Origin of the sequence: Sorangium sp. So ce448, assembly GCF_051520915.1 — a bacterium.
Classification (GTDB): Bacteria; Myxococcota_A; Polyangia; order Polyangiales; family Polyangiaceae; genus Sorangium; species Sorangium cellulosum_B.
Map to the genome: position 1 here is coordinate 13197382 of NZ_CP150343.1, position 26863 is coordinate 13224244.

The window sequence follows — 26863 nt, forward strand, 5'->3', positions numbered from 1 at the left end:
CCGTGGTGATGCTCAGCTCGAACGAGCCGGCAGAGACGTTGTTGTCGCTGTCGACGAAGATGTTGTTGTAACTGTCGACGAAGATGTCGAGAGGGTCCCCGCGGCTACATCCAGCGTGACCGACCCGGGGTCTCCGGCGTAGCCGGCGTCCTCGGCTGCAGCGTGAAACTCGTCGTCCGGCGTCGTCAGCAGATCCGCCACGGCGGCCCGCGCGAGCTCTTCGGGTTGCAAGCCGAGGCTCTTCGCGCGTTCCTGGAGGCGGTCGGCTTGCGCGGGCGACAGGTCGATGGCGAGCCTCATCGGGCGCAGTGTGCCTCGGGCGACCCTGGCTCGTCACCCGGTATACGGGTGGGCCGGCAAGCGATGAACCCCGGCGGAGAAAGGCGGTCCCATCCGTCCCGGGAGCGCGGCGGCCGAGCGGCGGCTCGGGCAGCGCCGCGCCGAGGTGGTGCCGCCGGCAACGCGCCGCCCCTGCGCGAAAGAGAGCACGAACGACGGGGGGATGAGCTTCTGCGAAACGACCCGCCCGCTGCCGCGTAGAGGTGGCATCTCCGCGCCGCCAACGCCGAAAGCAGCGCCCTACGGGTCGCTCGCAGGCGTACCGCTCACCGCTGCGGCGCGGGGAGACGCCTTTCTGTGGGCGCTTCTGCCCGCAGCGGGCTGTTCTCGGCCGGCGCCCCTGGCGCCTTCACGTGGGCCACGAGGCCCGAAGGAGACAATGACCATGAAGACGATCCGATTCGCTCTCTGCTCTCTCCCTCTCATGCTCGCCGCCTTCGCCGTCACCGCGACCTCGGCGGCCGAGACCGGCCCGACCTCTGCCGCGAGCGCCGTGCACCTCGAGTCCACGGCCGTGGACGCCTCGGCGGAGCTCGGGGGCGCTGCGGACGATGCGGCGTGCTCCGGTGGTGACGTGACCGACGCCGACGACACCTCTATGATGAGCACCGCCGCGCGCTCCGATCGTCCCAATGCCCCTGGCCTGAAGCTGTGCTGCGGAACGGCGGGGGACTACGGCGTCATCTGCTGGCGCTGCTGAGCGGGCGCCGGACGTTAGCTGTTGGCCGCGGTGCGCTGGCGCGCGATCGACCCGATCTCGCGCCAGCGCCCGGCCAGGGATCAGATGTCAGGAGGGGGTCGATGAGCTGTTGCCAAGTGAGCAGGGCCAGCTAGGGTGCGGGCCTCAACGGACGGAAGGCGCGGATGAAGGACACCCTGTCGGCGGCGGAGGCCCGGCGCATCGCGCTGGCGGCGCAGGGCTTCCGGGCGGAGCGACCCGGGCCGGCGACGACGAAGCAGCAGTTGACCCGGCTGATCGAGCGGCTGGGCGTTGTGCAGATCGACAGCGTCAACGTCGTCTCGCGCACCCATTACCTGCCGGCCTTCTCGCGGCTGGGGGCCTATCCGCGGACGATGCTCGAGGAGCTCGCGTGGGCGAGCAAGCGGCCGCTGTTCGAGTACTGGGCGCACGAGGCGTCGCTGTTGCCGCTCGCCACCCAGCCGCTGCTGCGCTGGCGGATGGCCGACGCGCGCGACGGGGTGGGCGTCTGGAAGGGTGTGGCGCGCTTCCTGCGCGAGCATCGGCCGATGGCGGACGGGGCGCTGGAGCAGATCCGCGAGCGCGGGCCGCTGGCCGCCTCCGAGCTCGAGATCGGCAAGAAGGGGCCGGGCGGCTGGTGGGGCTGGAGCGACGCCAAGCGCGCGGCCGAGTGCCTGTTCTGGAGCGGCGAGCTGACGACCGCCACCCGGCGGGGGACCTTCGAGAGGGTGTATGACCTGCCGGAGAAGGTGCTGCCCAGCGCGGTGATCGAGGCGCCGACGCCCGCGCGCGAGGACGCCCAGCGCGCGCTGATCCGCATCGCCGCCCGGGCCCTGGGCGTGGCGACCGAGCGGGACCTGCGGGACCATTTCCGCATGGGGGTCGCCGAGACGAAGGCGCGGGTCACCGAGCTCGCCGAGGCCGGTGAGCTGATCCCCGTGGGCGTGAAGGGCTGGCGGGAGCCGGCCTTCCTCGATCCCGCCGCCCGGCGGCCGCGGCGGATCGAGGCCTGCGCCCTCCTCTCGCCCTTCGACAACCTGATCTGGTTCCGCGAGCGCACCGAGCGGATGTTCGGCGTGCGGGTGCGGCTCGAGATCTACACCCCCGCGGCGAAGCGGACCCACGGCTATTACGTGCTGCCGTTCCTCGAGGGCGACGCAATCACCGCGCGGGTGGACCTGAAGGCCGATCGCAAGGCGGGCGTGCTGCTCGTGCAGGCAAGCCACGCCGAGCCCTCGGCGGGCGCGCAGACGCCGGAGCGGCTGGCAGGCGAGCTGCGGACCATGGCCGCGTGGCTGGGGCTGGAGCGCGTGCGGGTGGAGCCGAAAGGCGACCTGGCCAAGCGGCTGGCTGGGGCCCTGTCGGGCAGATAGCCACGAACAACACGCTGCGTGTAGCCACGCGCCCAGCGGGCGAGCTTCACACGTCTCTCCAGGTGGGTCGGGTCGCCGCCGGAGAGAGCTTCAAGGCTCGCGGACGTATCGCGCAACCCCGAGCGCCACGCTCGCCGGGTCCGTGCCCTGGTGTCGGAGCGCACGCAGGTCACACGGCGTGACAACTCGAGGGAGGTGCCCGGAATTGAAGAGCAGGACACGGCTGCTCCGGCTCCTGCGGGCCCCACGCATGAGCTTGGCATACCGCCTGGAGAGCCAGCATGTCCAGCATGGCTGTAACCACCCGAGAGACGACCCGATGCCCTCCGTGACCCATGAAGCCCTGGTGGAGCTGTTCAAGAACCGGCCGACGCTCGCCGCCGAGATGCTCCAGGACGCGCTCGGCCAGCCGGTCCCGACCTTCACCGAGGCGCGCGTCGAGTCCTCCGATCTTGCCGAGATCGTGCCCTCCGACCGTCGGGCGGACGTCGTGGTCGTGCTTCTGGTCCGCGAGCAGCAGCGGCGCGCGATGGCGATCGTGGTCGAGGTCCAGCTCAGCGTGGACCCGGACAAGCCGTACGTCTGGCCGGTGTATGTCACCCAGACGAGGGCCCGGCACCGCTGTCCGACGTGGCTGCTGGTCGTGACGATCGACGCGGGGATCGCGCGGTGGTGTGCGCGCCCGATCGACGCGGGCCACCCCGGCTTGACGCTGACGCCGCTGGTGCTCGGGCCCGCGGGCGTCCCGGTCGTCACCGATGCCGAGCAGGCGAGGGCGGCGCCCGAGGTGGTCGTGCTCTCGGCGATGGCGCACGGGCAGGGCGAGGCGGGGGAGGCGATCGGCGTGGCGTTCCTGGCGGCGGCAGCCGGGCTCGATGAGGAGCGCCGCGCCGTCTACGGGGACCTGGTGCTATCCTCGCTGAACGGTGCGGCGAGGCGGATGTTGGAGGCGATGATGAAGAGCGGATACGAGTTTCAGAGCGAATTCGCGCGCAGCTACGTGGCCAAGGGCGTGGAGAAGGGGCGCCAGGAAGGGCTCCTCGAAGCCAAGGCGCAGGCCGTGCTCGCTGTCCTGGAGGCCCGCGGGCTGGAGGTCCCTGCCGAGGTCCGGGAGCGCGTCCTCGCGAGCACCGATGTGGCCGAGCTGGACCGCTGGATCCGCCGCGCTGCCGCCGTCAGCGACGCCCGGGAGCTGCTGGCGACGACCGGCTCCTGAGCCACCGGCTCAGGCAGCGTCTTCGACGCCTGTCGGCTCGCCGGTGGCGGCGACGTCGTCGTCGTGACGATCAACTTCCGGCTCGGCATCTTCGCCCCGCTCCGGACGGTTGTCGGAGCGCGGAGGGCGGGTCAAGGGCGGCGGAGCTGCCGCGCCCCCGGCGCGGGCACCCTTGATGCGCCTGAGCACTCCGGCAATCTCGGCCGCGGGATGGGCCGACCATCACGGCCGTGACCGGGAGCGCTCACCCTCGTGATGGCCAGCAAACAGCCTGCGCAATCGAGCAGATACCATCGTGAGCGTCGACACCCGGCGTCGCCCCCGGCGCCGATCCGTGCCAAAATGCGGCCGGATCGTCGCATGGGAAACCACCTGGAGCGGGTCGTCGGGGTGCTCAACGGGGTCCTCGGCGACTACCTGAAGCGGACCAGCAACGGCCTCGCGACCGCGATGCAGCTCGTCCGCGACGGGCACCCCGTGCCGATTGCCAGGGCATTTCCCCCGGCCGTCTCTGCCCAGGCCACGCCCCGCGTCGTCGTGCTCGTGCACGGGCTGATGAGCACCGAGGAAGTCTGGACGATGCCGGACGGCGAGACCTACGGATCGCTGCTTGCGCGCGACCTCGGGTACACACCGTTTCATGTGCGGTACAACAGCGGCCTTCGTGTCTCCGAGAACGGCGAGGCCCTGGATGTCCTCCTCGAACAGCTCGTCTGCGCCTACCCTGTTGCGGTGGAGGAGCTGGCCCTCATCGGCCACAGCATGGGCGGCCTCGTCGCGCGCAGCGCCGCGCACGCGGCGAGCGGCAAGGATCGACGGTGGCTGCCCCTCGTCAAGCGGGCCTTCTATCTCGGCACACCGCACCTCGGCGCCCCGCTGGAGCGCTTTGGCAACGTGGTCACGTGGGCGCTCGCGAGCATCGACAATCCGTACACGAAGCTCATCGCCGACATCGTCGACCTCCGCAGCGGCGGGATGAAAGACCTGGCGTATGCCAATCTACGCCGCGAGGACTGGGAGGGCGCCAGCGCGAACGCCCTGCTCCAGAATCGCCGCCATCCCGTGCCCTTGCTCCCCCACATTCGCCATCATCTCATCGCCGGCGCGCTCACGGCCGACCCGAGGCTCTCCCTCCTGTTCGGGGACGCGATGGTCTCGCTGCGGAGCGCCACGGGGCGGGCGGTCGCCGAGGACCGGTGCTCGCCCTTCCCTCAGGAGCACGCGCGGATCATGCCGTCGCTCGGGCACCTGCGCCTTGCTCACGACCCGGACGTCTACGCGCAGATCCGCGCGTGGTGCGAGGAGGCGGTGTGATGGACCGGTGGCGCGGCCTGAAGGACCTCGTGCAGGACGCCGTCGACCACGGCTCCCGGCGCGTGGAGCGCATCCAGAAGGACGCGGCGAAGCTGCCCTTCGACCTGCTGGAGCAGATTCCCCCGATCAAGGCGCCCGTGAGGGGGATCCGGCTCATCCACGATACGACGCTGTCCGGCGTCCACGGGGCGATCCGCCTCGTCAACCGCGCCGTGGGGGGCGCGGTGGATGTGGTCCTCTTTCTCGTGGAGCAGAAGGCACGGCCGGCGGAGCCGCCGGCCGGCAGCGCGGGCGCCACGCCGGACGCGCCCTCCGGGAGCTCGGACGACAAGGTGATTTGAGCCCGGCGGCTCGGAGACTTCAAGCCCGGCGGGTGTTCGCTGCCCCGCCCGCCTGTGCTGGGCGAGAGTTCGCGGCGCCGCCCGCCTGTGCTGGGCGAGAGTTCGCGGCGCCGCCCGCCTGTGCTGGGCGAGAGTTCGGGGCGCCGCCCGCCTGTGCTGGGCGAGTGTTCGCCGCGCCGCCCGCCTGTGCTGGGCGCGTGTTCGCGGCGCCGCCCGCTTGTGCTGGGCGCGTGTTCGCGGCGCCGCCCGCCTGTGCTCCCTGAGCGTTCCGGCGCGCGCGGTCTCGCGGGCTGCTCGGTAGAATCACCACCTCGACCTTGCGAGGCGGGGACGATACGCCCCGCATGCTCCGCCCCTGCGCCTCACGGCGGCGGCGCTCGTCGCGGTTGGCATCGCCGATGAGCTCCAGGACCGCTTCGGTATCGACCCGCCGCGAAGACGCCCGGAAACCGCCGCTCAGCCGTGTCTCGGGCGTGAGCTGGCTGCACGCGTAGAGCTCCCACATCTCCTGCGCGTAAGGGCGGGGCTGTCGATTGGGAGCGAACCGAGAGAGGAAGCGCTGGAGGTTGTCGACGTCGCGCAGCAGCAGCTTTCGCGCGTTCTGATTGCTGGAAGCGTCCACTGCCTGCGGGAAATCGATGACGACGGGCCCGTCCGCGCCCATCAGCACGTTGAAGTCGGACAGATCGCCGTGCACGACCCCGGCGCTCAGCATCCGGACCGCTTCTGCCAGCAATCGGTCGAAGACCCTCACCGCCTCGTCGGGGTTCAGTCTCACCTCGGCGAGCCGCGGGGCCGGGCCGCCGTCGGCGCCGGTGATGAGCTCCATGATCAGCACACCGTCGATGAAATGGTGAGGTATCGGGACGCGCACCCCCGCGCTGTGCAGGCGGAAGATCATGTCCACCTCGGTCGATCTCCAGGCGGCTTCGTCCTGCGCACGACCATGGCGCGAGCGCTTGTTGATCGCGCGCTGATCGCGGCTGTTGCGCACCTTGCGCCCCTCCGTGTACTCCGCCCGGTTCTTGAAGGTCCGGTCCTGCGCCTCTTTGTACACCTTGGCCACCCGAAGCTCGCCGCCGGAGCGCACCAGGAAGACCTCCGCTTCCTTGCCGCTCATCAGCGGGCGCACGACCTCCTCGATGAACCCTTCGTCGGCCAGAGACATCAGGCTGCTGGGAATTCGCATCTCGTTCTTGCTTCTCCGCCGGGGATCGTTCTCCGCCTTTTTAGCCACACCACCCGGGGCGCCGCAACTGGATTGGTCCTCCCCGCTTCCGCGGACACCCCGGACGACACCAGGGAGCAGGAATGGGACGGTGAAAGAGGACGGCGTTCACGCCCGAGTCGAAGGCGGAGGTGTTACGGCTGTGCCCGAAGCGCCCGTACGCCGTGGAGCTGGTACGGCGGACGCAGTCCCGCCTTGCGCGTGGTCCTGCCACGAAGCGCGCTCGACCGACCGGAGCTCGGCTACCGTGATCGCCATGAACCTCGCCGGAATCGCCCACATCCAGCTGTCGGTCACGGACTTCCCGCGCAGCCGCGCGTTCTACCGCGCGCTGTGCGAGCACTTCGAGATGCAGTGCCAGTACGACGATCCGGGCAGCGAGAGCGAACGGCCCATGCTCTATTACATCGGCGGCAAGACCGGCCTGTTGATCCGCCCCGTGAACCCGGAGCACGCCGGCGCCCGCTTTCACCAGTACAAGCCCGGGCTGCACCACCTGTGCTTCCGCGCCCGCAGCCGCGAGGATATCGACGCATTCCACGCCTTCTTCGAGAGCACCCTGGCCGCGCTCGGCGGCAAGCTCGTGCAGGCGCCGCAGGACGGTGCGTGGGCGGCAGGCTACTACTCGATCGTGTTCGAGGATCCGGACGGCATCCGGCTCGAGATCAACCACGTCCCCGGCAAGGGCAACCTGTCCGAGGGCGTCGAGCTTCCGCTGCCCGCGCGCGTCCCGGGGGGCGTGCCCGAGCAAGCGTGAGGGACGCTGATCTCCGTCCCACGGGCACCTCCGCGTCCGCTCAGCCGGGGATGGCCCCCCCTCTGCGCTCCCTGGTCCGCAGCGCGTAATCGATGCCGCTGCGCAGCGTGGCCTCTGTCACGAGGCCCTGCCAATCCACGCCGAGGTCGATGAGCATCCGCGCGATGGCCGGCTGAATGCCCGTGAGCACGACCCTCGCCCCGAGCAGCCCCACCGCGCGGGCGGCCTGCATGAGCACCCCCGCCACCTGGGCGTCGACCGACCTCACCCCCGTGATGTCGATGATGGCGATGGTCGCCTGGTGCGCGCCGACCCCGGACAGCAAGGTCTCGATGATCCGGCTCGCCCGCTCGGGATCCAGCGTGCCGATGAGCGGCATGACGAGCACCCCGTCGGCGATCGGCAAGAGCGGCGTCGCGAGCTCCCGGATGATCGCCTGCTGCGCCGCGATGACCGCCAGCTGCGCCTCCTGGCGTTCGGCCTCCGCCCGCTTGATGGCCGTGATATCGACGGCCGCGCCCCCGACCGTCCCCTCCGGGATGCCAGGACCCCGGACGGGAAACTTGACGGCGTGGAAGTGCTTTATCCCTTCTGTCGGGTGAGGGACGCTCTCCTCGAACACCGTCGCGACGCCGGTGTTCCTCACCGCGTCGTCCGCGGCCTTCACCTGAGCGACGATGTCGTCCGGGAGCATGTCGTGGTCGCGCATGCCAGCGCCGCTCCCCGGCTCCATGCCCATGAACCGCTCGAATTGAGCGTTGAGCACGACATACCTGCTGTCCGAGTCCTTGGCGAACATCATGGCAGGCATGTGCTCGAGGAACGCGTGGAACAGCGCTTCGCTCTTCTGCAGCTCCATGTCACGGCGCGCTCTCTCGGTGACATCCTCGGCCGAGACGAGGATCTGGTGCGCCGCCCCGTCGTCGCCGCGCGTGAGGACCACACAGCGCAGGGCAAAGGAGCGCTCGACGTCTCCAGCGCACCGCGCGCGCAGCGCGCGTTCGAGGGGCTGGCCGTCCAGTGAAGCCGTGAGCTGCCGCCCATGACCCGCTGACGCATCGAGGTCCTCGGGGTGGATGCGAGAGACGAGGGTCTCCCAGGCGCGCTCTGGCGACTCCTCGTCGCTGATCCCGAGCGCCCGGACGAAGGCGCGATTGCGGGCGACGATCCGCCTGTCCCTGACATCGAGGACACAGAGGATGGTCGGCGCCTGGTCAAAACTCTGCTCGACCAGCGCGCCCTCCGGCCCCTTTGCCCGCGCGGCCATCGAGCCGTTCGAGGTAGGCGTATCCGTCATATTGTCCGTGCCCTCCTTGTTGACGCCTAGCGGATTTCTTCGCCTGCGTGGTGCGAGAATTCGGTGCCGCGCGGCGGAACAGGCGGGCGAACGAGCGCATGGCCCGCAGGGCAGAGCGCGTGGGGCTGTGCCGATCGATAGGGGCAGTGCTTCACTTCACCGCAGCTGCGATTCCGGCTCTCGAGGCCGCCCGGCGGCTCATCCAGGAGGCGTGCCCGCTCAGCGGGGCGGCCCGGGATCCGCCGCAGCGCGCTCTGCGCGGAGCTCCGCGAGCGTCCACTGCGCCACGCCGCGCGCCCCCTCGATCGTGAAATGCACGCCGTCGGGCCGGATCGCCACGTCCTCGTACATGCGCCGGCACTCGCCCCCGGGGCAGATGTTCTCCTGGAGGTCGAGGAGCGCCACGTCGGGCAGCGCCGCGACGACCTTCCGGATCGAGCGGTTGATGCACGTCACCTGTTCGCGGACGTCCTTCGTCTCCCAGTCGCCGAGCGCGTAAGGGACGGTCGCCATCCAGACGCGCCCGTGCGGGTTCCGGAGCTTGTCGAGGTTCGTGACGAGGTTCGTCTCGAAGCGCTCGTGCCACGCCGGCTTGCACGCCTTCGTCCACTCGTCGTTCACCGTGATGCCGTGCATGAAGGCGCCGCCGAGGTAGAGGACCGCGGCGTCGGGCTTCGCCTGCGCGAGCAGCGCGGGCCACTCGGTCATGCCGCAGAGGTCCGCCATGATGGTGCAGCCGTCCCGCCCGTGGAGGTCCACCGCGAGCCCGCGCTCCTGCAGGCCGCGGAGCGCCCAGCCGAGCGTGTTCGCTGTCGAGTCGCCGACGACGACGACGCGGAACGTGACGTCGTCCTTCACGACCGCGGTGACGAGCGCGTCGATCATCGCGGAGCCCTTCGGCGCCTCGCCGTCCTGCGCGTGGGTCGCGCGGACGGCGATGAGCAGGCCGAGCGTGACGCCGGCCGGCACCGCCCAGAACGAGCGCCCCTTCGGCAGCCCGCGCTCGCGGATCGGCCTCTCGAGGAAGCGGTAGGAGACGAGCGCGATCGCGAAGGTGACCGCGAAGCGGAGCGCGGTGAGGGCGGGGCCGTGCAGGCGATCGCTCGACACGAACACGTGCACAGGCCAGTGCCAGAGGTAGACGCCGTAGCTGATGGTGCCGACCCACGCGAGCGGGCGCCACGCGAGCGCGCGCGCGACCAGGCTCCGCGAGCCCTGCACCGCGCACGCGATGAGGACGAGGGCCCCGAGCTCCGTGAGCCAGAACCCGCCGTGGTAGAGGAGCCACGACTGGCCGTCGAACGTGGACCACGCGATCGCGAGGCCGATCCCCGAGACGACGCCGGCGCCGTCGAGGAGGCGCACCGCGCCCGCGGAGAGCTCGGCGCGCGGCGTGAGCACCGTCGCGAGCGCGGCGCCGAGGAGGATGCCGGATGCGCGCGTGTCCGTGCCCATGTACACGCGCGTCGTGCTCTCCGGCGCGAAGAGGGCGAGCATCGCGATCGCGGAGAGCGCGGCCAGCGCCAGCGTGAGGACGAGCACGCCGCGGCGCGACCACCGCGAGAGCACGAGGACGATGACGAGCGGCCAGACGACGTAGAACTGCTCCTCGATCGCCAGGCTCCACGTGTGCTCGAGCGGCGAGCGCGACGTGAAGATCTCCCAGTAGCTCTTGTGCGCGTAGATGGCGCGCCAGTTCGCGACGTAACCGAGCGTCGCGAGCACGTCGGCGCGGAGGCCGGCGAGCGCGCTCGGCGGCCCGAAGAGGCGCCCGTGGAGCACGACCACCGGGACGAGCGCGAGGAGCGCCGGAAGGAGCCGGCGCGCGCGGCGGATCCAGAAGTCCTTGAGCGAGATCGCGCCGCGCGCCTCGTGCTCCGCGAGGAGGAGCGACGTGATGAGGTAGCCCGAGAGGACGAAGAAGAGATCGACGCCGAGGAAGCCGCCGCGCAGCATCCCGTTCGCGTGGAAGAAGAGGACGCCGAGCAGGGCGAGCCCGCGCAGCCCGTCGAGCGCGGGCAGGTGAGGGAAGAGCGGGCGACGGGCGGGCGTGTCCACGAGAGGGGGGCGAGACTATCAAAACGCCCGGGCGGCGCCTCCCCTGGCGCGCGCTCGCGTCGCGCGGATCGCGCCGTGGTCGAGGTTACTCGTCAGTAATGATCGCCCTTCTTCGTGACGCCGAAGGGGATGAGCTGCGACGGCTGGCCGTTGATCGTCGTCCCCCCGGCCTGGATCATGTGCGCCAGATCGAGGAGCTCGGCCGGGAAGTTCAGCTTCGGAGCGGTGAGCCCGTCGAGCGCCGCCGACTGCTCCGGCGGCTCCTCACGCGGCTGACGGGGGAGCGCGCTCGCCCGCGCTGACGGCCGCCCTCGGGCTCACTCGTAGTCGCGCCGCAGCGCTTCGTAGAACGCGTCGCTCATGAGGTAGTCGGCCCACCACTGCTCGATCGGCGTCGCGCCCCGGCGCTGCTGGAAGAGCACAAGATCGTCCAGCTCGCCGTCGTACCAGCCCCACAGGAACCGGGCCCGCAGCACGTCCACGTTTCGCCTGCGGAGCTCGGCCACCGCGTCCTCGAGCGACTCGTCGTCGAACTCGTCGACCAGCGCCTCCGCCTCGTCGATGATCTCGCCGAGGTAGGCCAGCCCCTTCTTGGTGAGCTCGAACCGCGCCTTGCGGCGGTTGACCTCGACGAGGTCCGCGTTCACGAGCTCCTGCAGCACGTCCTCGAGCGGGCTCAGCTCGGACGGCAGCACGAGCGGCATCTCCATGCCTCCGTCGGCGGGCTTCAGGTCCATCTTCTTCAGCACGTAGATGCCGGCATAGACCAGCTTCTGCTCGCGCGACACGATCGGCTGCTGTCTGCGTCCTTCGAACATCGCCTCACTCCGCGGTGCGCCAGGCCTCCGCCTCGAGGCGGATGTGCCGGCGACCGTCTGCGTCGGTGTCGAGCCACGCGTCGACGTCGCCGTCGGCGTAGTACACGGGGGTGGGCCCCGCCGCCTCCGGCCGCCGGATGCGCGCGGCGTGGGGGTTGCACATGGCGAGCACGATGGCGCGCTCGCCGGAGAGCGCGGCCGGCAGCCAGCGCTCGAGGAACGCCGACAGGAGCACGGTCACCGAGTAGTCCTTGGCGATCTCCTCGACGAAGAACTCGAGCTCCACGTCATCGGGCAGCACCTCCGGCTCGTCCGCGGCGTGCACCGCCACGACGAGCGCGTCGGTCACCCGGAGCGGCCCTCGATCCGCGCGGCCATCCAGCCAGAGCGCGTCCACCCGGCACCAGCCGAACTGCGTGGACTCCACGTCCGGCTCGTCGCGGTGATGTTCGAGGTTCAGCAGCTCCAGGGCGGGACGGCAGCGGAAGGGGAGCTCGGAGATGCTTCGCAGGGGCTGCATCGCGGCGGCCGGCGCGCCGCTACGCGACCAGGCGCTCGGGCCTGCGGCCTCGCTCGCTGCGGCGGACGCCGAAGCGCGAGCCGGCGCCGGACTTGCCGCTCCCGAAGCGGCTGCCGCCGGCGTTGTTGTAGCGCCGCCCGGTCTGCGACGACCGGCTGTGGTCGACGCTGGACGGGTTCGAGGCGCGGTACGCCTCGCGGTGGGATCGCAGATCGTGCGAGCGGCCGGGCGGCGTTGTGTACGGCTGCGTGTACACCGGCACGTAATTCGGGCGCAGCGCCGACGACACCATGGCGCCGAGGAGCATGCCCGACGCCAGGCTCATCACCGGCGAGTGGTAGTACCCGTAGGGGCCGAACCCGGACGTCTGGATCTGCGCGGCGCCGTCGCCCGAGACGTCACGGCGGATCGAGAACACCTTCTCGGGGTCCTGCACGCTGCCGTCGCTGTTCTTGTCGAAGAACCCGGTGACGACCTGCGTCTTGGCGTCCAGGTCCTGCACGGCGACGCTGATGACCTCGCTCCCCTGGTAGATCTCGTTGACGCGCCGCTCGAAGTCCTCGGGCCCCTCGGCCGCCTTGAAGGCCTCGTTGACCTTGTCGAAGTCGAGCTCGACGTTGGTGTTCTCGGTGGTCGCCCATCGCTCCCTGGACCGCCCGCCGCTGCCGCTGGTATCGCAGCCGGCGGTCGCCACGGCGAGGGCTGTCATGAGCACGACGGGCAGGGTGGTCTTCATCATCATCTGGAGGGATCTGTCTGGTGCTGATGGAGGATTCTGTCAAGCAGGCGCCGAGCCCAGCACCGGGAGCCCGCAGGCGCCAGGAGAGAACCTGCGCACGAGGGGGCGCCGCGCAAGATCCGCAAGATCATGGAGGGCGCGACGCGTCAGCGCGCGCCCCGGCCGGAGCGGCCCCCGGGGCCGCCGGGCGGCGGCGGCTCGGCCGGGCGCAGCCGCTCGGGCAGGGGTCGGGTCGCCAAGCGCGGGGTACTCAGGTCGTCTTCGGCTTGTACGTGGCGAAGAAGAGGCCTGGCAGGACGAGCGCCGCGCCGAGCCAATGGTAGAGGGCAAAGGCCTCTCCGAGGAGCAGCCAGGCGAGCACGGCGGTATAGACCGGCGACAGGTAGAGCAGCAGGCCAGTGCGGCTGGGGCCGAGGTGTTCGGTGATATAGCCGTACGTGGCATAGGCGCCGACGCCCGGCACCAGGACCAGCGTCAGCACGGTGGCGATGGTGCGCAGGTCGAAATGCGGCGCGCCGCGGCTGGCCAGCTCCCAGCCGAGCAGCGGCAGCAGGAGGATCGCGCCGGCCAGCGCGATCGCGGTGAGCCGCGCCTGGACCCCCAGCGGATCGGGCCAGCGCTTCAGCAATACGGTGTAGAGCGCCCAGGAGATCGCGGCGCCGAGGATCATCAGGTCACCGGTGCTGAAGCTGAGCGCCAGCAGCGCCGCCGGGTCGCCGCGCAGCACGATGACCAGCACGCCGGCCAGCGCCAGCGCCGTGCCCAGGCCCTGGCGCCGGCTGAGCCGCTCTCCGAACATGGCGCGCGACAGCAGGATGATGATCACCGGCGAGACGGCGTAAATCAGGCCGATATTGGTGGCCGTGGTGGTGGCGGCGCCGTAATAGACGCCGGCGCCGCAGATGCCCATGCCCAGCAGGCCGAGCAGGGCATATCGGGCCCAGTCCCGCCGCAGCGCGGCGCGGGCGCGCCACAGCTCGCGGCCGAAGAAGGGGAGCAGCACCAGCACGACGCCCATCCAGCGCAGCTCCGCCAGCGCAACCGGCGGGATGAAATCGGCCGTGGCGCGGGCCAGCAGCATGTTGGCGGTGAACAGCGCCGGGGTGACGAACAGCAGGACGTGGGCGATGCGTCGCTGGCGGGACTCGGCGGAGCCGAGAGAGCTGGAAGCCATTCGCGCCGACAGTAGGGGAGCGCCGCTACCCTGGCCAGGGCTCGTCGTCCCGCCACGCCCCTCAGCGCTCTATCCCAACCCGCCTCGCTGCCTCCGCCGCTGTCGGCCAATACACCTCTTCCCGCGGGATCTCGATCGGCCCGGCACCCCCGCCGCGCAGCACCTCCCTCTGCTCCGCCACGAGCGCCGAGATGTCCTCCACGCCCACCGTCCACTCCTCGGCGAACCGCCGCAGCGTCGCGCCCCGCAGGCCGAGCTGGATCGCCCTCCGCTCGACCGGCGCGCCCGACGGATGGTGGTCCGGATCCCACTGGAGCCGCACGTCCGAGCGCTGGAGATCGCTCTTCCACGCCTCCTCGCTCGGGTAGAGCTCGGGCACGAAGCTCGACGGCACCGCGGCCGCCAGCATCGCGTCGAACCCCGCGCGCCGGATGCGGATGGCCAGCACCGCCTCCTGGTCGGGCTTCGTGCCCCAGCCCGAGCGGAACATCATCCAGAGGAAGTTCGGCTTGATCCAGCTCATGCGGCCGAAGCTGAACTCCGGCCCTCCGAGCCGCTGGTGCAGGGCCGCGTGACGCGCGATCGACGGACGGTACGCCTGATAGACCACGACGGTCTCGGCGTCGAACTGCGCGAGGATGTGGCGTCCTGCCGAGGGCCAGCGGGCGGACTGCGCAGCATACGACTCGAGATCCAGCTTCTTCATCACGCCTGCATCACTCCCTCCTCGTGCTCTCCTCGACCCACCCTGCCTCGTCCGAGCTCCCGTGTCACCGCGGCGCTCCTCTTCCTCCTCCCTTCCTTCTGGGGCCCTCTGGCGCCTGCACGCCGACCCCATCCGCTGTCAGGCGCAGTTTGTGCCGGCATGTGCCAGGTGGTATCCGCCGTATCTGCCCGTAATTGCTGATGAAATGTCTCGGTATGTCGAGTGCTTCTCCTGAGGCCATCGATCCGAACGACAGACGGACACGGAGACTCACATGCGATCATTCTACAGAGGTTGTACGCTTGTTTCTCTGCTTGCGCTCGGCGCCAGCTTCGCCGCCTGCTCGCGCGGAAGCGGCTCGGGCGGGCCCGCGGAGACGGGCCTGGCACAGAGCGCCCTCATGCCCGCGACGAGCTGCGACGATGTCGAGGCGCTGCTCCGCGAACGGCTGAAGCAGAACATGATCAAGTCGGTCGACGTGGCGCGGAAGTCCGCCCTGCAGCAGCTCGAGGAGGGGTGCTACTGGTCGGGACCGGACGGCGGGGTCGTCGCATCGGCCTCCTCCTCCACGGGCGCCACGGGAGGGCCCATCTCGCCGCCGGCCGAGGAGCCAGGGGGGGACGACGGGGCTGCCACGGAGTATTCGACGACCAACACGCAGGAAGCGGACGTCGACGAGGCCGACTTCATCAAGAACGACGGAGAGCACGTCTATATCCTGGCCCACGGGCAATTCCAGATCTTCGACGCGTGGCCCGCCGCCGACACGCACCGCGTCGCGTCGGTCGTGATCGAGGGGGATCCGAAGAAGCTCTTCGTCCACGAGAAGCGCGCCCTCGTGTACTCGTCGCTGTCCCCGTCCTCGTCGCCTGACGGCGAGCTCCCTTATTACAGGGGTGAGTGCACGTACGGATACGATTGCGAGTTCACGGGCGACGGCACGCCGCTCCTGGTCACCGAGCTCGACATCAGCGATCTCACGGCGCCGACCGTCGTGCGGACGCTGAAGTTCTCCGGATCGTTCCTCAATGCCCGGCGCATCGGGAGCGCTGTGCACACGGTCGTGGCCTCCCCCGAGCCGGTGGTGGAGGGACTCTCTACCTGGCCAGAGGGCATCGATGTCTGCACCCTGTCCGAGCAGGGGGTCAACCCGTCCACGGTGGCCGCCGTGAACAGCGCGTACGACAAGCTCGTGGAGAAGAACCTCGCCGTGATCGACGCGGCCCCGCTCGACATCCAGCTGCCCACCGTGGAGGACACGCTGTACCGGGACGGCGTGGCCTCGACGAGCAGCCACGCCCCGTTCGCGAGCTGCGAGAACTTCTACCTGTCGAACACGGGCGACGGGCAGAGCTTCCTCTCGGTCGTCTCCACCGAGCTCGGCACCGAGGCGCTCGGCCAGACGACGATCGTGGGCAGGCCCGGCGCCGTCTACGCGACCGCGGACTCGCTCTACGTGGCGAGCCGGCACCAGTACGGAGAGACGTACGGCTGGTTCTACGACGACGGCGAGACGACGCCCGACGCGACGACCGTCCACAAGTTCGCGCTGAGCGAGCGCGCGGCGCCGAGCGCGTACCTGGGGAGCGGCGTCGTGAAGGGGCGCGTGCTCAACCAGTTCGCCCTCAGCGAGCACGAGGGGTATCTCCGCATCGCGACCACCACCGGGCACCTGCCCGACCCGGACACGCACAACACCGTCGCGTCGCTGAAGCAGGAGGGCGGCGAGCTCGTGGTCAAGGGGATGGTGGACCAGCTCGCTCCCGGCGAGGACATCCGATCCGCCCGCTTCTACGGCGACGTCGGGTTCGTCGTGACCTTCAAGAAGACCGACCCGCTCTACACCATCGACTTCTCGGATCCCGAGGCGCCCAGGGTGCGCGGCGAGCTGAAGATCCCCGGCTTCTCGACCTACATGCACATGATCGACGAGGGGCACGTCATGAGCATCGGCTACGACGCCGACGACCAGGGCGACTTCGCGTGGTTCCAGGGGATCCTGCTCCAGATCTTCGACGTGACGGACCTCGACGCGCCGAAGCTCACGCACAAGGAGGTGATCGGGACGCGCGGCTCGGCGAGCGACGCCGCGACCAACCACCTCGCGTTCAACTACTTCACCCAGCGGGGGCTGCTCGGGATCCCCATGGTCATCTGCGAGGGCGGGAGCGGCGGCGACTTCGGCGACACGATGACGTTCAGCGGGCTGCTCGTCTACAAGGTGGATACCGGCGCGGGCTTCACGTCCGTCGGCGGCGTGCCCCACCCGTTGCCCGACGCGAGCGCGGGCGGGAACGGCCCGAGCTGCGGGAGCTGGTGGAGCAACGCGACGTCGTTCGTGAAGCGGAGCGTCTTCATGGAGGATTACGTCTACTCCGTCTCCGAGGACGAGATCCGGGTCGCCAACATCAGCGATCTCGCGACGCCGGAAGCCGTCGTTCCGCTCGTCCCCTGAGCGGGATCCGCGGCGCGGCCGCGTGCTAGAGCTCCCGCATGGAAGCGCTGGACCTCCCCGCCGAGCAGCTGGCCTCGGCGGTCGGCGCGCGGCCCTTTCTGCTGCTCGCGCTGCTCCTGATCGGAACGGTGGGGGTGCTCCTTGGGCTCGTCGGCGTCGCGCGCTTCTCCGACCGCCACGCGCGGGCGCTGTGGGCGTGGGCCGTCCGGGCCTACGCCGCGGCGGCCGCGCACCCGGTCACGCGGCGCCTCTCGGCCCGGTTCCCCGCGGTCGCGAGGGTGCTGCGCGAGCTCTCCGCGGCCGAGTACCTCGTGATCCACCTCGGCCTCGGGCTGGCGCTCAGCATGGCCGCGCTCGTGTTCGTCGCGCTCGCGGAGGGGGTGCGCGGGGGCGAGCCGATCGTGGACGTCGATCTCGCGCTCGCGCGCGCGCTCCACGCGTCGTCGAGCCGCGCCGGCGTGGCGGCGCTCCGCGCGTTCACCCTCCTCGGCACCTTCTGGGCGCTCGCGCTGCTCGCGGTCGTCGTGGCCGCGGCGCTGCTGAGGCGGGGCCGGCGCGTCCTCGCGGTCGGGTGGCTCTTTGCGCTCACCGGCGGTGGGCTCCTCAACTTCGCGCTCAAGGCCCTGTTCGCCCGGCCGCGGCCGACGTTCGCCGATCCGCTCGCGGTGGCCGCGGGGTGGAGCTTCCCGAGCGGGCACTCGATGGGCACGTTCGTCGCCTTTGGCATGCTCTCGTACCTGGGCCTCCTGCTCCTCCGGACGCTGCGCGCTCGCCTCGCGCTCGTCGCGCTCGCGCTCGGCTGGACGGTGGCGATGGGCTTCAGCCGCATGTACCTCGGCGTGCACTACCTGAGCGACGTGCTCGCAGGGTTCGCCGCAGGCACCGTGTGGCTGGCCGTCTGCATCTCGGGGATCGAGGTCGCGCGGCGCAGGCCAGGTCGGATCGACGGGCAGTCGCCGCCTGCCTGAGACGGCCAGTCGCTGATCACCGGGTGAGCGGCGGCTGGCCCGCGCGAAGCTCGCCGGCGCCGCCGTGATCCGCAGCGAGCCCGGCGATGTCAAGATCGAACTCCGGCCGCGCCCGATTCGACATCAAGCCGCGAGCTCGTCGGCAGAAGCCGAGTTGAGCCACGGTGGAAATAGACATTATTATCGAAATTGCGCCAAGACGCCAGGACGCCAAGACCAACGCGCAGGACCGAGGTGGACGCCTGGGCGCAGAACCAAGGCGCAGAACTACAGCGGCGACTGGCGATGAGGGCGAACGAAGCGCGAATGAAGACCCACCCGCGCCGAGCACAGCAGCGCCGCCAATTTCGCCTGGAGCCGGGGTGCACTTTTACGATAAAGTGTGTCTAGCGCCGTTTGCTCGGGAAGAGCGCAACGTGCGTTATCGAGGTGGCCGTGGGTTTAAGGACTTCTTATCTGGCTTTGGCGGTGGGATTGCTTCAGATCACGGTCGCTTGCGGCGGGGGCGGCGCGACCACGAGCGATGCGACCGGCTCCGGGAGCGGCGCGAACTCCGGCGGCGGCTCGCCTGGCGTCGGCGGCGCCGGCGGCGCCGGCGGTGTGCCCGAGTTCACGGTGGGCAGCGGCATCGGCCTCGGCGGCAACGGCGGCGGCGAGCCGGACCCGTGCGACGTCGCCGATCCGCCCCCCGAGTGCTTCCTGCCTCCCGACCCCGCCTGCGGAGACGCGGCGCTGAACCAGGCGTCCGAGGCCTGCGACGACGGCAATACGCTGCCGGGCGACGGCTGTTCGGGGCAGTGCCAGATCGAGCCTTACTGGGAGTGTCCGACGGCCGGTCGGCCTTGCGAGCTGACCATCGCGTGCGGCGATGGCGTCGTCGACCCCGGCGAGTTCTGCGACGACGGCAACAACGTCGATGGCGACGGCTGCAGCGCCGACTGTTACTACGTCGACCCCTCGTACGTGTGCCCGAAGCCGGGCGAGCCGTGCATCCTGCTCTACGACTGCGGCGATGGCCGCGTGAACGGCTCGGAGGAGTGCGAGGACGGCGACGACCCGCCCGCGTCCGGCGACGGCTGCAGCGCGGAGTGCAAGCGCGAGGCGGGGTTCCAGTGCAGCCGGCCCGGTCAGCCGTGTACGCGGCTGCCGGTCTGCGGCAACGGCGCCAAGGAGACCGGCGAGGGGTGCGACGACCGCAACACCGAGAGCGGCGACGGCTGCTCGAGCCTGTGCCGGCAGGAGCCCTATTACAACTGCCCGACCCCCGGATCGCCCTGCGTGCGGCTGATCGAGTGCGGCGACGGCAAGGTGCAGCCGGGCGAGCTCTGTGACGACGGCAACGCCGTGGGCGGCGACGGCTGCTCCGCCGACTGCCAGGTGAAGGACCCGGCGTACGTGTGCCCCGCGCCCGGTGAGCCGTGCATCCCGCTCTACCTGTGCGGCGACGGCCGCGTGAGCGGCAACGAGCAGTGCGACGACGGCGACGACCCGCCGGCGAGCGGCGACGGCTGCACCGCGGACTGCCGGCTCGAGGAGGGCTGGGTCTGCAGGCCCGGCCAGCCCTGCACCGTGAGGACCTATTGCGGCGACGGCGTCGTGCAGCTCGGCGAGCAGTGCGACGACGGCGGCGGGACGTCCCCCGAGGGCGGCGACGGCTGCACCGCGCAGTGCAAGATCGAGGTCGGCTGGACGTGCCCGCCGGCGGGCGGGCGCTGCACCCCGCCGCCGCCGCCCGTGTGCGGCGACGGCAAAATCGGCGGCACCGAGGTGTGCGACGACGGGAAGCAGCCCCCGGCGAGCGGCGACGGCTGCAGCGCCGATTGCCAGACGATCGAGGTGGGCTGGGACTGCTCGCGCGTCGGGTTCCCCTGCAAGACCATCTGCGGCGACGGGCGCAAGCGCGGCGCCGAGCAGTGCGACGACGGTGATCTCGTCTCGGGCGACGGCTGCGACGACACGTGCCGCATCGAGCCCGGGCGGGTGTGCAACAGCGCCGTGCCCCAGGACTGCACGGGCTACTCCGTCTGCGGCAACGGCATTCGCGAGGGCACCGAGGCCTGCGACGACGGCAACGGCAACTGGCGCGACGGCTGCACGCCGGACTGCAAGGGCGAGCCGGACTGCAGCGGCGGCGCGTGCATCTCGAAGTGCGGCGACGGCATGCTCCTGCCCGGCGACGCCACCGAGGCGTGCGACGACGGCAACACCGTGAGCGGCGACGGATGCTCCGCGACGTGCACGATCGAGCCGGGCTACACCTGCGCCGTTCAGCCCACCGAGATGCGGCTGCCGATGGTCATCCGCGACTTCATCGGCTGGTGCCCGGCCGACTACAACCGCAACGTCAGCAACACCGCGTGCGACGCCAACCTGAACGACAGGCTCGTCGGCCACTTCGATTTCGAGATCACCCCCAGCGGCAATCAGATCGACAGGATCGTCCAGCCGACGCTCGACACCGCCGGCAAGCCCGTGAGCAGGTTCGGCCCCGACTTCGTCACGCCGGACGATTCGAACGGCTGGACCACGGGGCAGAACAACTTCCAGTGGTGGTACCGGGACAACCCGGACTTCAACAGGACGCTCGTCACCACCATCGAGCTGACCCCGCAGGCCGGCAGGTACGTGTACCAGCGGAACCCGTTCTGGCCCGTGGACCGCACCCCGCCGAACGGCGATCCCGTGCTCAGCAACAACCTGGTCTCCGCCGGGCTGGAGCGGGCGCAGCAGAGCAACCCCTCGCACAACTACTACTTCACGAGCGAGGTCCGGTACTGGTTCCAGTTCACGCCGAACGGCGCCGCGGCCGATCCGGTGCTCACCTTCTTCGGTGACGACGACGTCTGGGTGTTCATCAAGAACACGCTGACCGCGGACATCGGCAGCATTCACGCGCAGCTCCAGGAGAGCGTGACCATCCTGGACAACGGCGACGCCCGCGTGACCCCCTGCCCCGCCACCTCCGGCTGCACGGACCGCGGCACCAACTACGTGGTCGACCTGAACCTCGAGCCGGGCAAGGTCTACGAGATCGCGGTGTTCCAGGCCGAGCGCCACGTCACCGGGTCGAACTACCAGCTCACGCTGTCGGGCTTCAGCGCCGGCACGTCGGTCTGCTCGCCGCAGTGCGGGGTCGACCCGCCTGTCGTGACGCCGGGCGAGGAGTGCGACGACGGCACCGAGAACGGGGCCGGCTACGGCGGGTGCAACAACTGCCAGCTCGGGCCCTACTGCGGAGACGGCCAGAGGAACGGCCCGGAGGCGTGCGACAACGGGCTCAACAACAGCGCGTACGCCAACGCCTCGAACGCCTGCGCGCCGGGGTGCGTGGCCCCGCCCCGGTGCGGCGACGGCGCGGTCAACGCGCCGTACGAGGCGTGCGACCTCGGCGCCGGCAACACGGCCAACGGCTACGGCGGCTGCACGCTCGAGTGCGAGATCGGGCCGTACTGCGGCGACGGCGCGACGAACGGCCCCGAGCAGTGCGACAACGGCAGCAACGACGGCTTCTACGGCACGTGCAACCCGAACTGCACGCCCGCCCCGCGGTGCGGCGACGGCAACGTCGACGAGGAGTGGGGTGAGGAGTGCGACGATCCGTCCGACCCGAACTGCGTGGGCTGCCAGCTCGGGGCGCTCTGCGGCGACGCCGTGGTGCAGGCGAGCTACGGCGAGGAGTGCGACGACGGCTCGAACGACGGCGGCTACGGCGAGTGCGCGCCGATGTGCCTCTACGGCCCGCGCTGCGGCGACGGCGTGGTGCAGCCCGACGAGGAGGACTGCGACCTCGGCGAGGCCGACAACAACGGCGCTTACAACGGGTGCACGCAGCACTGCGCGTACGGGCCGTACTGCGGCGACGCGAGCGTCAACGGCGCTGAGACCTGCGACGACGGCGTGAACGACGGCTTCTACGGCAGCTGCTTCCCCGACTGCACGCCGGCGGCCAAGTGCGGCGACAGCCGCGTCGACGAGGACTGGGGTGAGCAGTGCGATCCCCCGAACGCGGCGGCCGGCTGCAGCGAGAACTGCCGCCTCGGCGCCCAGTGCGGCGACTCGGTGGTGCAGGCCAACCTCGGCGAGCAGTGCGACGACGGCGTGAACGACGGCGGCTACGGCGAGTGCGGCCCCAGCTGCCTGTACGGCCCGCGCTGCGGCGACGGCGTTGTCAACGGCCCCGAGCAGTGCGACGACGGGGACGGCAACAACACCGGCGGCTACGGCAAGTGCGCGCCGGGGTGCATCTACGGCCCGTACTGCGGCGACGGCGTGCGTCAGAGCCTGTACGAGGAGTGCGACGACGCGAACAACACGAGCGGCGACGGCTGCAGCTCGGCCTGCAAACACGACGGCCAACCCCAGTAGTAGAGACGGTCACCCGCTGCGGATCCGGGCCCACCTCGGCGTTTTCGGTGCTCAGCGTACAGGAGTACGCTTCCGCGCCGAAAACACCGATCTGGGCCCGTCTCCTGTGCGGGTGACCGTCGGCGTCGGTCGGTAGAGGGCGTCGGCGTCGGTCGGTAGAGGGCGTCGGCGTCGGTCGGTAGAGGGCGTCGGCGGCGCTCGGCGGAGGGCGCACGGGGGGCGGGAGAGCACCCTGGATGGGGCTCACCTGGGAGCGGGAACGCTCACGAGCGCGGCGCGTCGGGGGGGCGCGGGCGGACCGTGGTGTCGCCCAGCGGCTTCTCCAGGAGAGGGGGGCCCGCGATGGGCAGCCAGATCTCGAAGACAGCACCACCCTTCTTGGCCTTGCGGTAGGTGATCTCTCCGCCGTGCTCGAACACGATCCGCTGCGCGATCGCGAGGCCTAGACCCGTCCCCTTCTCCTTGCTGGTCGCGTAGGGCTCGAACAGACGCGGCACCATGTCCTCCGCCACGCCAGGGCCGTTGTCGCGCACAACGATCCGCACGCGGTCGTTGGGCAGCGGGCCGATGGTCACCGAGACGCGTGGGTCGCGCCGGACGGCGCTCGCGGCGTCCAGGCCGTTCTGGACCAGGTTCGTGAGCACCTGGATCAGCTGATCGCGATCGGCCGAGACCTCCGGGATCGGATCCGCCACGAGCTCCACGCGCGGCGACGGCGCGCCGGAGGTCACGCCGGTGCCGGACGACAACCCCGCACCGGAGGACAACCCCGCGCTGGAGGTCGCCTCGGCCGACGCCGGCGCGGCGTGCAGCGTGATCACGCCGCGCGCGACCGCGACGAGGTCGATGGGCGTGAGGTTCGGGGGCGGCAGGCGCGCGAACTGGGTGAACTCGGTCACGATGTTCGCGATGCGGTGCACCTCGTTCAGGACCGTCGACGTCGCCTCCGCGAAGTAGTCGTCGAACGCCGGGTCGTCACGCTGCCGGAGCCGGCGCAGCGTCTCCACCGCCGCACGGATGGGCGCCAGCGGGTTCTTGATCTCATGGGCGATCTGGCGCGCGACCTCGCGCCGCGCGGCGATGCGCTCCGTCGCGGCCAGGCGCTTGCGCATCGCCGCGAGCTCGTCGATGGTCGCGTTGAACGCCGCCGCGAGATCCGCGATCTCCCGCCCCCCGCGCCCCTCCACACGCCGCGGCGCGCCGCTCATCACCTCGCGCGTCTCGCGGGCCAGCGCCACGAGCGGCCGCGACAGGCTGCGCGCCAGCACGACGGCCATCGCGACGGCGATCGCCAGCACCGTGGCGCCGGTCAGCGCGATCGCACGATCGAGCCGGGCGAGGGCCTGCCTCAGCGGATCGCGCGGAACGGACGCGACAACGTCAAGGCCCGGGATCTCGGCGAAATGGAGGACGCGCACCACCTCCGCCTCGCTGCTCCGAGGGGCGAGCTCCCCCTCCCGCGCCGCAGTGAGGCGCACATGGTACGCTTCGCCGATCCGCGCGAGGACCGGGCCGATCCGCCGCGCCCCGACGAGGCCGATCGTCACGCCGTGGTTCGACAGGGCGCAGTGGACCTCCAGCGACGGCTCGCCGCCCGCCTTCGCCGGCCGGAGCCGCGGCGCGCCCCCGGGGGCCTGGATCAGCTCCGCGAGCCGCTTGTCGCGCGCGCCGAGGCGCGCGGCGTCCTCGGCCCCCAGGACGCTCCCGTCGCCCGCCACGAGCGACAGCTCGTCGAGGCGCAGCGCCTTGGCCTGGCTCGGGACCAGCCGCCCGAGGGCGATGCGGCTCCCCGGATCCATCGCGTCCGGGTCGCCCTTGGCGCGCTCGAGCTCGACGTGGGCCTTGTCGACGAACGTGTCGTGCCGGCAGAGCGGCGGCAGGAGGTCGCGCAGCGCGTCGGCCTCCCAGGCGAGCTGCTGCCGGACGCCTGCATGCGCCGCGTCGATCCGCTCGGCGAAGCCGCCCTCGATGATCTCGCGCGACGCCTCGCGGAGGGTCAGCCCGACGAACGCCGTCGCGATGATCGCGACGAGCCCGAAGGCGAGAAGGAGGCGAGCGGCGAGGGACATGGCGGGACAGCCACGCCCGCCCGGCCGCGCCGCCGCCGGTACGGCCGGGCGGCCGCCGCGGTCCGCGGCGGTGTTCAGGGTCGGTGCGGTCGAACCTAGAGGAATCGGCGCCGGTGCCGAGCCCCCGCGGCGGGCTCCCGCTCCGCCGCAACCCCCGTGCATACGCCATCGGGTCGAGATCGTCCAAGTTCATCGCGTTTCCCCCAACCGCGCGGGCCCGCCCCCTGCGCCTCTGCCCAGGAGATCTCGGTTCACGGCTCGCCTGCCCTCGGTAGCTTGCCGGCGCTTGCCGCGCCTCTGCCGCGCGCTCTCCTTGCACCGGGGGGCACTCGCCTCTTACGCTCGGTCGTCCTTCGGGGTCGCCCTCGGCGCGCCGGCCAACGCGCGCGCCGCAGCTCGACCGCGCTGGAACGCACGAAATGAACGCCAAGCAGCTCTCCATCCCCATCGCCGCAATCCTCGCGTCCATCGGCCTCGGGCTGAGCTTCGCGTCGAAGTCGCTGGCGGAGTTCTCGGGCCAGCTGTTCATGGTCTTCGGCTTCTCCGCGGCGGGGGCGGTGCTGTACGCGAGCTTCGGGCCCAAGGGCGGCGTCCCCCTGGGAGGCCTGCGCGACGCGCTCCGCGGCGCCGCCCGGGGCAAGCGGCCCAAGCTCCCCGAGGGCGCCCCCGCCGACGTCGCCGAGACCTACGAGCAGATCGCCGAGATCGCCGGCCGCCAGCTCGAGCTCGCGGAGGAGCGCCACGCGCTCGCCGAGGAGCGCGACAAGCTCGCGAGGGAGCGCGACGGCGTGAGCCGGGAGCGCGACGGCATCGCGAAGGAGCGCGACACCCTCGAGCGGGAGCGGGACACCGTGAGCCGGGAGCGCGACGGCATCGCGAAGGAGCGCGACACCCTCGAGCGGGAGTGCTCGACGCTCACCCGCAAGGTGAACGAGCTCGCGCAGCGCGGCCCCGACATCGACGTCGACGCGCTCGTGGACGCCGTGCTCCGCGCCACTGCCGGCGAGCGGGTGCGCGTCCCGGCGGGCGCGCCGTCCGAGCTCTCGCGCCTCTACGCGGAGCTCAGCGGCATCGCGGAGCGGATCACCCAGGCGGAGCTGCGCGACAAGCAGCGCCGCTCGGAGCTGTCGCAGGCCACGGGGCTCCTCGACGAGCTGCTGCCCAAGCTCAGCGACGGCGTGAGCAGCGTCATGCACGCGAGCGAGCAGGCGACCGTGTACATCCGCGAGATGACGACCGCCCTCGCCAACATCGCGCAGTCGGTCGAGTCGCTCGCGTCGAGCGCCGAGGAGTCGAGCTCGAGCATCCTCGAGATGACGGCCACGAACGAGGAGGTCGCCGAGAACGTCGGCGAGCTCGGGTCGAGCGTGCGCGAGACGGTCTCCTCGATCGAGGAGATGGCCTACTCCATCCGCGAGGTCGCGAAGAACGTCGACGCCCTGGCGCTGACGGCCGAGGAGACGAGCTCCTCGATGAACCAGATGGACGTCTCGATCGACCAGGTCCAGTCGAACGCGAACGAGACGGCCCGGCTCTCCGAGGAGGTGGCGACCGACGCCGAGAAGGGCGCCGAGGCGATCCTGAAGACGATCGGCGAGATCTACCGCATCAAGGAGTCGAGCCAGGAGGCCGTGGCGGTCATCTCGAACCTCGGCTTCCGCATCGAGGCGATCGGGCAGATCCTCGCCGTCATCGACGACGTCGCCGAGCAGACGAACCTCCTCGCGCTGAACGCCGCGATCATCGCCGCCCAGGCCGGCGAGCACGGCAAGGGCTTCGCCGTCGTCGCCGACGAGATCAAGGACCTCGCCGAGCGCGCCGGCGGCAGCACGAAGGAGATCGCCGAGCTCATCAAGACGATCCAGTCCGAGTCAAAGAACGCGATCGCCGCCGTCGAGCGCGGCGCTCACAACGTCGACCGCGGCGTCGAGGTCTCGAACGAGGCCGAGCGGGCCCTCAAGAAGATCCACGAGAGCTCGCAGAAGTCGACCAACATGGTGCGCGCGATCGCCCGCGCCACGGTCGAGCAGGCCAAGGGGTCGAAGCAGGTCACGGACGCGATCGGGCGCATCGCCGAGACGGTGCAGCAGATCGCCGCCGCCACGGCGGAGCAGGCGCGCGGCTCGGAGCTCATCATGAAGAGCGCCGAGAAGATGCGGACCATCACGCAGCACGTGGAGCGGTCGAGCCAGGAGCAGGCGCGCGGCGGTCGCCAGATCACGAGCGCGATCGAGCAGATCTCGCACGGGGTCAACAGCCTCAACGCCTCGCACCGCAGCCAGACGCGCGGCGGCGAGCAGCTCGTCGAGGCCGGCAAGCGCATCGAGGAGGCGGCGCGGCAGCAGGACCAGGCGGTGCGCCAGCTCCTCAGCGCCACCGAGCGGATGCGTCGTACGGCGGCGATTTGAGGCCGAGCCGCCCCCTCG

Annotated in this window: 20 protein-coding genes and 1 pseudogene; 11 read left to right on the top strand and 10 right to left on the bottom strand. The window is 71.0% G+C overall.

Translation table 11 applies throughout. The annotated features are described in order from the left end of the window. Positions 1 to 12: 12 nt before the first annotated feature. The gene (locus WMF45_RS49670; RefSeq protein WP_437714305.1) at positions 13 to 300 is read right to left on the bottom strand and encodes a hypothetical protein; all 288 of its coding nucleotides are present in this window, start codon (positions 298 to 300) and stop codon (positions 13 to 15) included. A gap of 424 nt (positions 301 to 724) precedes the next feature. Here WMF45_RS49670 and WMF45_RS49675 point away from each other — a divergent pair, with 424 nt between their 5' ends. From WMF45_RS49675 to WMF45_RS49695, 5 genes are all read left to right on the top strand, one after another. Continuing rightward, a complete protein-coding gene (locus tag WMF45_RS49675) occupies positions 725 to 1039 on the top strand; it encodes a hypothetical protein (protein WP_437714307.1) in 315 nt (104 codons plus the stop codon). A 164-nt stretch (positions 1040 to 1203) separates the two neighbouring features. Then, positions 1204 to 2412: a winged helix-turn-helix domain-containing protein gene (locus WMF45_RS49680; RefSeq protein ID WP_437714309.1), complete on the top strand. Its 1209-nt coding sequence runs from the start codon at positions 1204 to 1206 to the stop codon at positions 2410 to 2412. Positions 2413 to 2731: 319 nt separating this feature from the next. Beyond that, entirely contained in the window at positions 2732 to 3628 is an 897-nt protein-coding gene (locus WMF45_RS49685; protein ID WP_437714311.1) for a hypothetical protein, read from the top strand. 360 nt (positions 3629 to 3988) lie between these two features. After that, on the top strand, positions 3989 to 4942 hold the full coding sequence (locus WMF45_RS49690) for an esterase/lipase family protein (RefSeq protein WP_437714313.1): 954 nt from the start codon (positions 3989 to 3991) through the stop codon (positions 4940 to 4942). Further along, entirely contained in the window at positions 4942 to 5283 is a 342-nt protein-coding gene (locus WMF45_RS49695) for a hypothetical protein (RefSeq protein WP_437714315.1), read from the top strand. Before WMF45_RS49690 ends, WMF45_RS49695 begins: the two co-directional genes overlap by 1 nt. 319 nt (positions 5284 to 5602) lie before the next feature. Here WMF45_RS49695 and WMF45_RS49700 read toward each other — a convergent pair. Next, positions 5603 to 6472: pseudogene (locus tag WMF45_RS49700) on the bottom strand (PA4780 family RIO1-like protein kinase); the annotation flags it as partial. Between the two features lie 295 nt (positions 6473 to 6767). On the opposite strand from WMF45_RS49700, the gene WMF45_RS49705 reads away from it, so the two are divergent. After that, a complete protein-coding gene (locus tag WMF45_RS49705) occupies positions 6768 to 7268 on the top strand; it encodes a VOC family protein (RefSeq protein WP_437714317.1) in 501 nt (166 codons plus the stop codon). A 40-nt stretch (positions 7269 to 7308) separates the two neighbouring features. Here the strand turns inward: WMF45_RS49705 and WMF45_RS49710 are convergent, their stop codons facing one another. After that, positions 7309 to 8565 carry a PAS domain-containing protein gene (locus WMF45_RS49710; RefSeq protein ID WP_437714319.1) on the bottom strand — a complete coding sequence of 419 codons (1257 nt, stop codon included), beginning with the start codon at positions 8563 to 8565 and terminating at the stop codon, positions 7309 to 7311. A gap of 219 nt (positions 8566 to 8784) precedes the next feature. Then, a complete protein-coding gene (locus WMF45_RS49715) occupies positions 8785 to 10623 on the bottom strand; it encodes a DUF459 domain-containing protein (RefSeq protein ID WP_437714321.1) in 1839 nt (612 codons plus the stop codon). A gap of 114 nt (positions 10624 to 10737) precedes the next feature. On the opposite strand from WMF45_RS49715, the gene WMF45_RS49720 reads away from it, so the two are divergent. Then, positions 10738 to 10899 (top strand): hypothetical protein, encoded by a 162-nt coding sequence (locus WMF45_RS49720; protein ID WP_437714322.1) that lies wholly within the window; start codon positions 10738 to 10740, stop codon positions 10897 to 10899. 41 nt (positions 10900 to 10940) lie between these two features. On the opposite strand, the gene WMF45_RS49725 is transcribed toward WMF45_RS49720, so the two are convergent. The 5 genes from WMF45_RS49725 to WMF45_RS49745 form a co-directional block, all read right to left on the bottom strand. Beyond that, positions 10941 to 11441: a hypothetical protein gene (locus tag WMF45_RS49725; protein WP_437714324.1), complete on the bottom strand. Its 501-nt coding sequence runs from the start codon at positions 11439 to 11441 to the stop codon at positions 10941 to 10943. 4 nt (positions 11442 to 11445) lie between these two features. Next, on the bottom strand, positions 11446 to 11961 hold the full coding sequence (locus WMF45_RS49730) for a hypothetical protein (RefSeq protein ID WP_437714326.1): 516 nt from the start codon (positions 11959 to 11961) through the stop codon (positions 11446 to 11448). A gap of 19 nt (positions 11962 to 11980) precedes the next feature. Next, positions 11981 to 12703: a hypothetical protein gene (locus WMF45_RS49735; RefSeq protein WP_437714328.1), complete on the bottom strand. Its 723-nt coding sequence runs from the start codon at positions 12701 to 12703 to the stop codon at positions 11981 to 11983. 247 nt (positions 12704 to 12950) lie between these two features. Beyond that, the gene (locus tag WMF45_RS49740; protein ID WP_437714330.1) at positions 12951 to 13874 is read right to left on the bottom strand and encodes a DMT family transporter; all 924 of its coding nucleotides are present in this window, start codon (positions 13872 to 13874) and stop codon (positions 12951 to 12953) included. 61 nt (positions 13875 to 13935) lie between these two features. Next, positions 13936 to 14580 carry a DUF4291 domain-containing protein gene (locus WMF45_RS49745; protein WP_437714332.1) on the bottom strand — a complete coding sequence of 215 codons (645 nt, stop codon included), beginning with the start codon at positions 14578 to 14580 and terminating at the stop codon, positions 13936 to 13938. A gap of 400 nt (positions 14581 to 14980) precedes the next feature. Between WMF45_RS49745 and WMF45_RS49750 the strand changes: the two genes are divergently transcribed. The 3 genes from WMF45_RS49750 (at position 14981) to WMF45_RS49760 (ending at position 22368) form a co-directional block, all read left to right on the top strand. Further along, positions 14981 to 17035, top strand: coding sequence for a beta-propeller domain-containing protein (locus WMF45_RS49750; RefSeq protein ID WP_437714334.1), 2055 nt, complete (start codon positions 14981 to 14983; stop codon positions 17033 to 17035). 38 nt (positions 17036 to 17073) lie between these two features. Then, positions 17074 to 18003: a phosphatase PAP2 family protein gene (locus WMF45_RS49755; RefSeq protein WP_437714336.1), complete on the top strand. Its 930-nt coding sequence runs from the start codon at positions 17074 to 17076 to the stop codon at positions 18001 to 18003. A gap of 474 nt (positions 18004 to 18477) precedes the next feature. Then, positions 18478 to 22368 (top strand): DUF4215 domain-containing protein, encoded by a 3891-nt coding sequence (locus WMF45_RS49760; protein WP_437719667.1) that lies wholly within the window; start codon positions 18478 to 18480, stop codon positions 22366 to 22368. Between the two features lie 263 nt (positions 22369 to 22631). Here the strand turns inward: WMF45_RS49760 and WMF45_RS49765 are convergent, their stop codons facing one another. Then, entirely contained in the window at positions 22632 to 24437 is a 1806-nt protein-coding gene (locus WMF45_RS49765; RefSeq protein WP_437714338.1) for an ATP-binding protein, read from the bottom strand. A 419-nt stretch (positions 24438 to 24856) separates the two neighbouring features. Between WMF45_RS49765 and WMF45_RS49770 the strand changes: the two genes are divergently transcribed. Then, complete coding sequence (locus WMF45_RS49770) at positions 24857 to 26845, top strand: methyl-accepting chemotaxis protein (protein WP_437714340.1); 1989 nt, start codon at positions 24857 to 24859, stop codon at positions 26843 to 26845. Positions 26846 to 26863 lie beyond the last annotated feature (18 nt).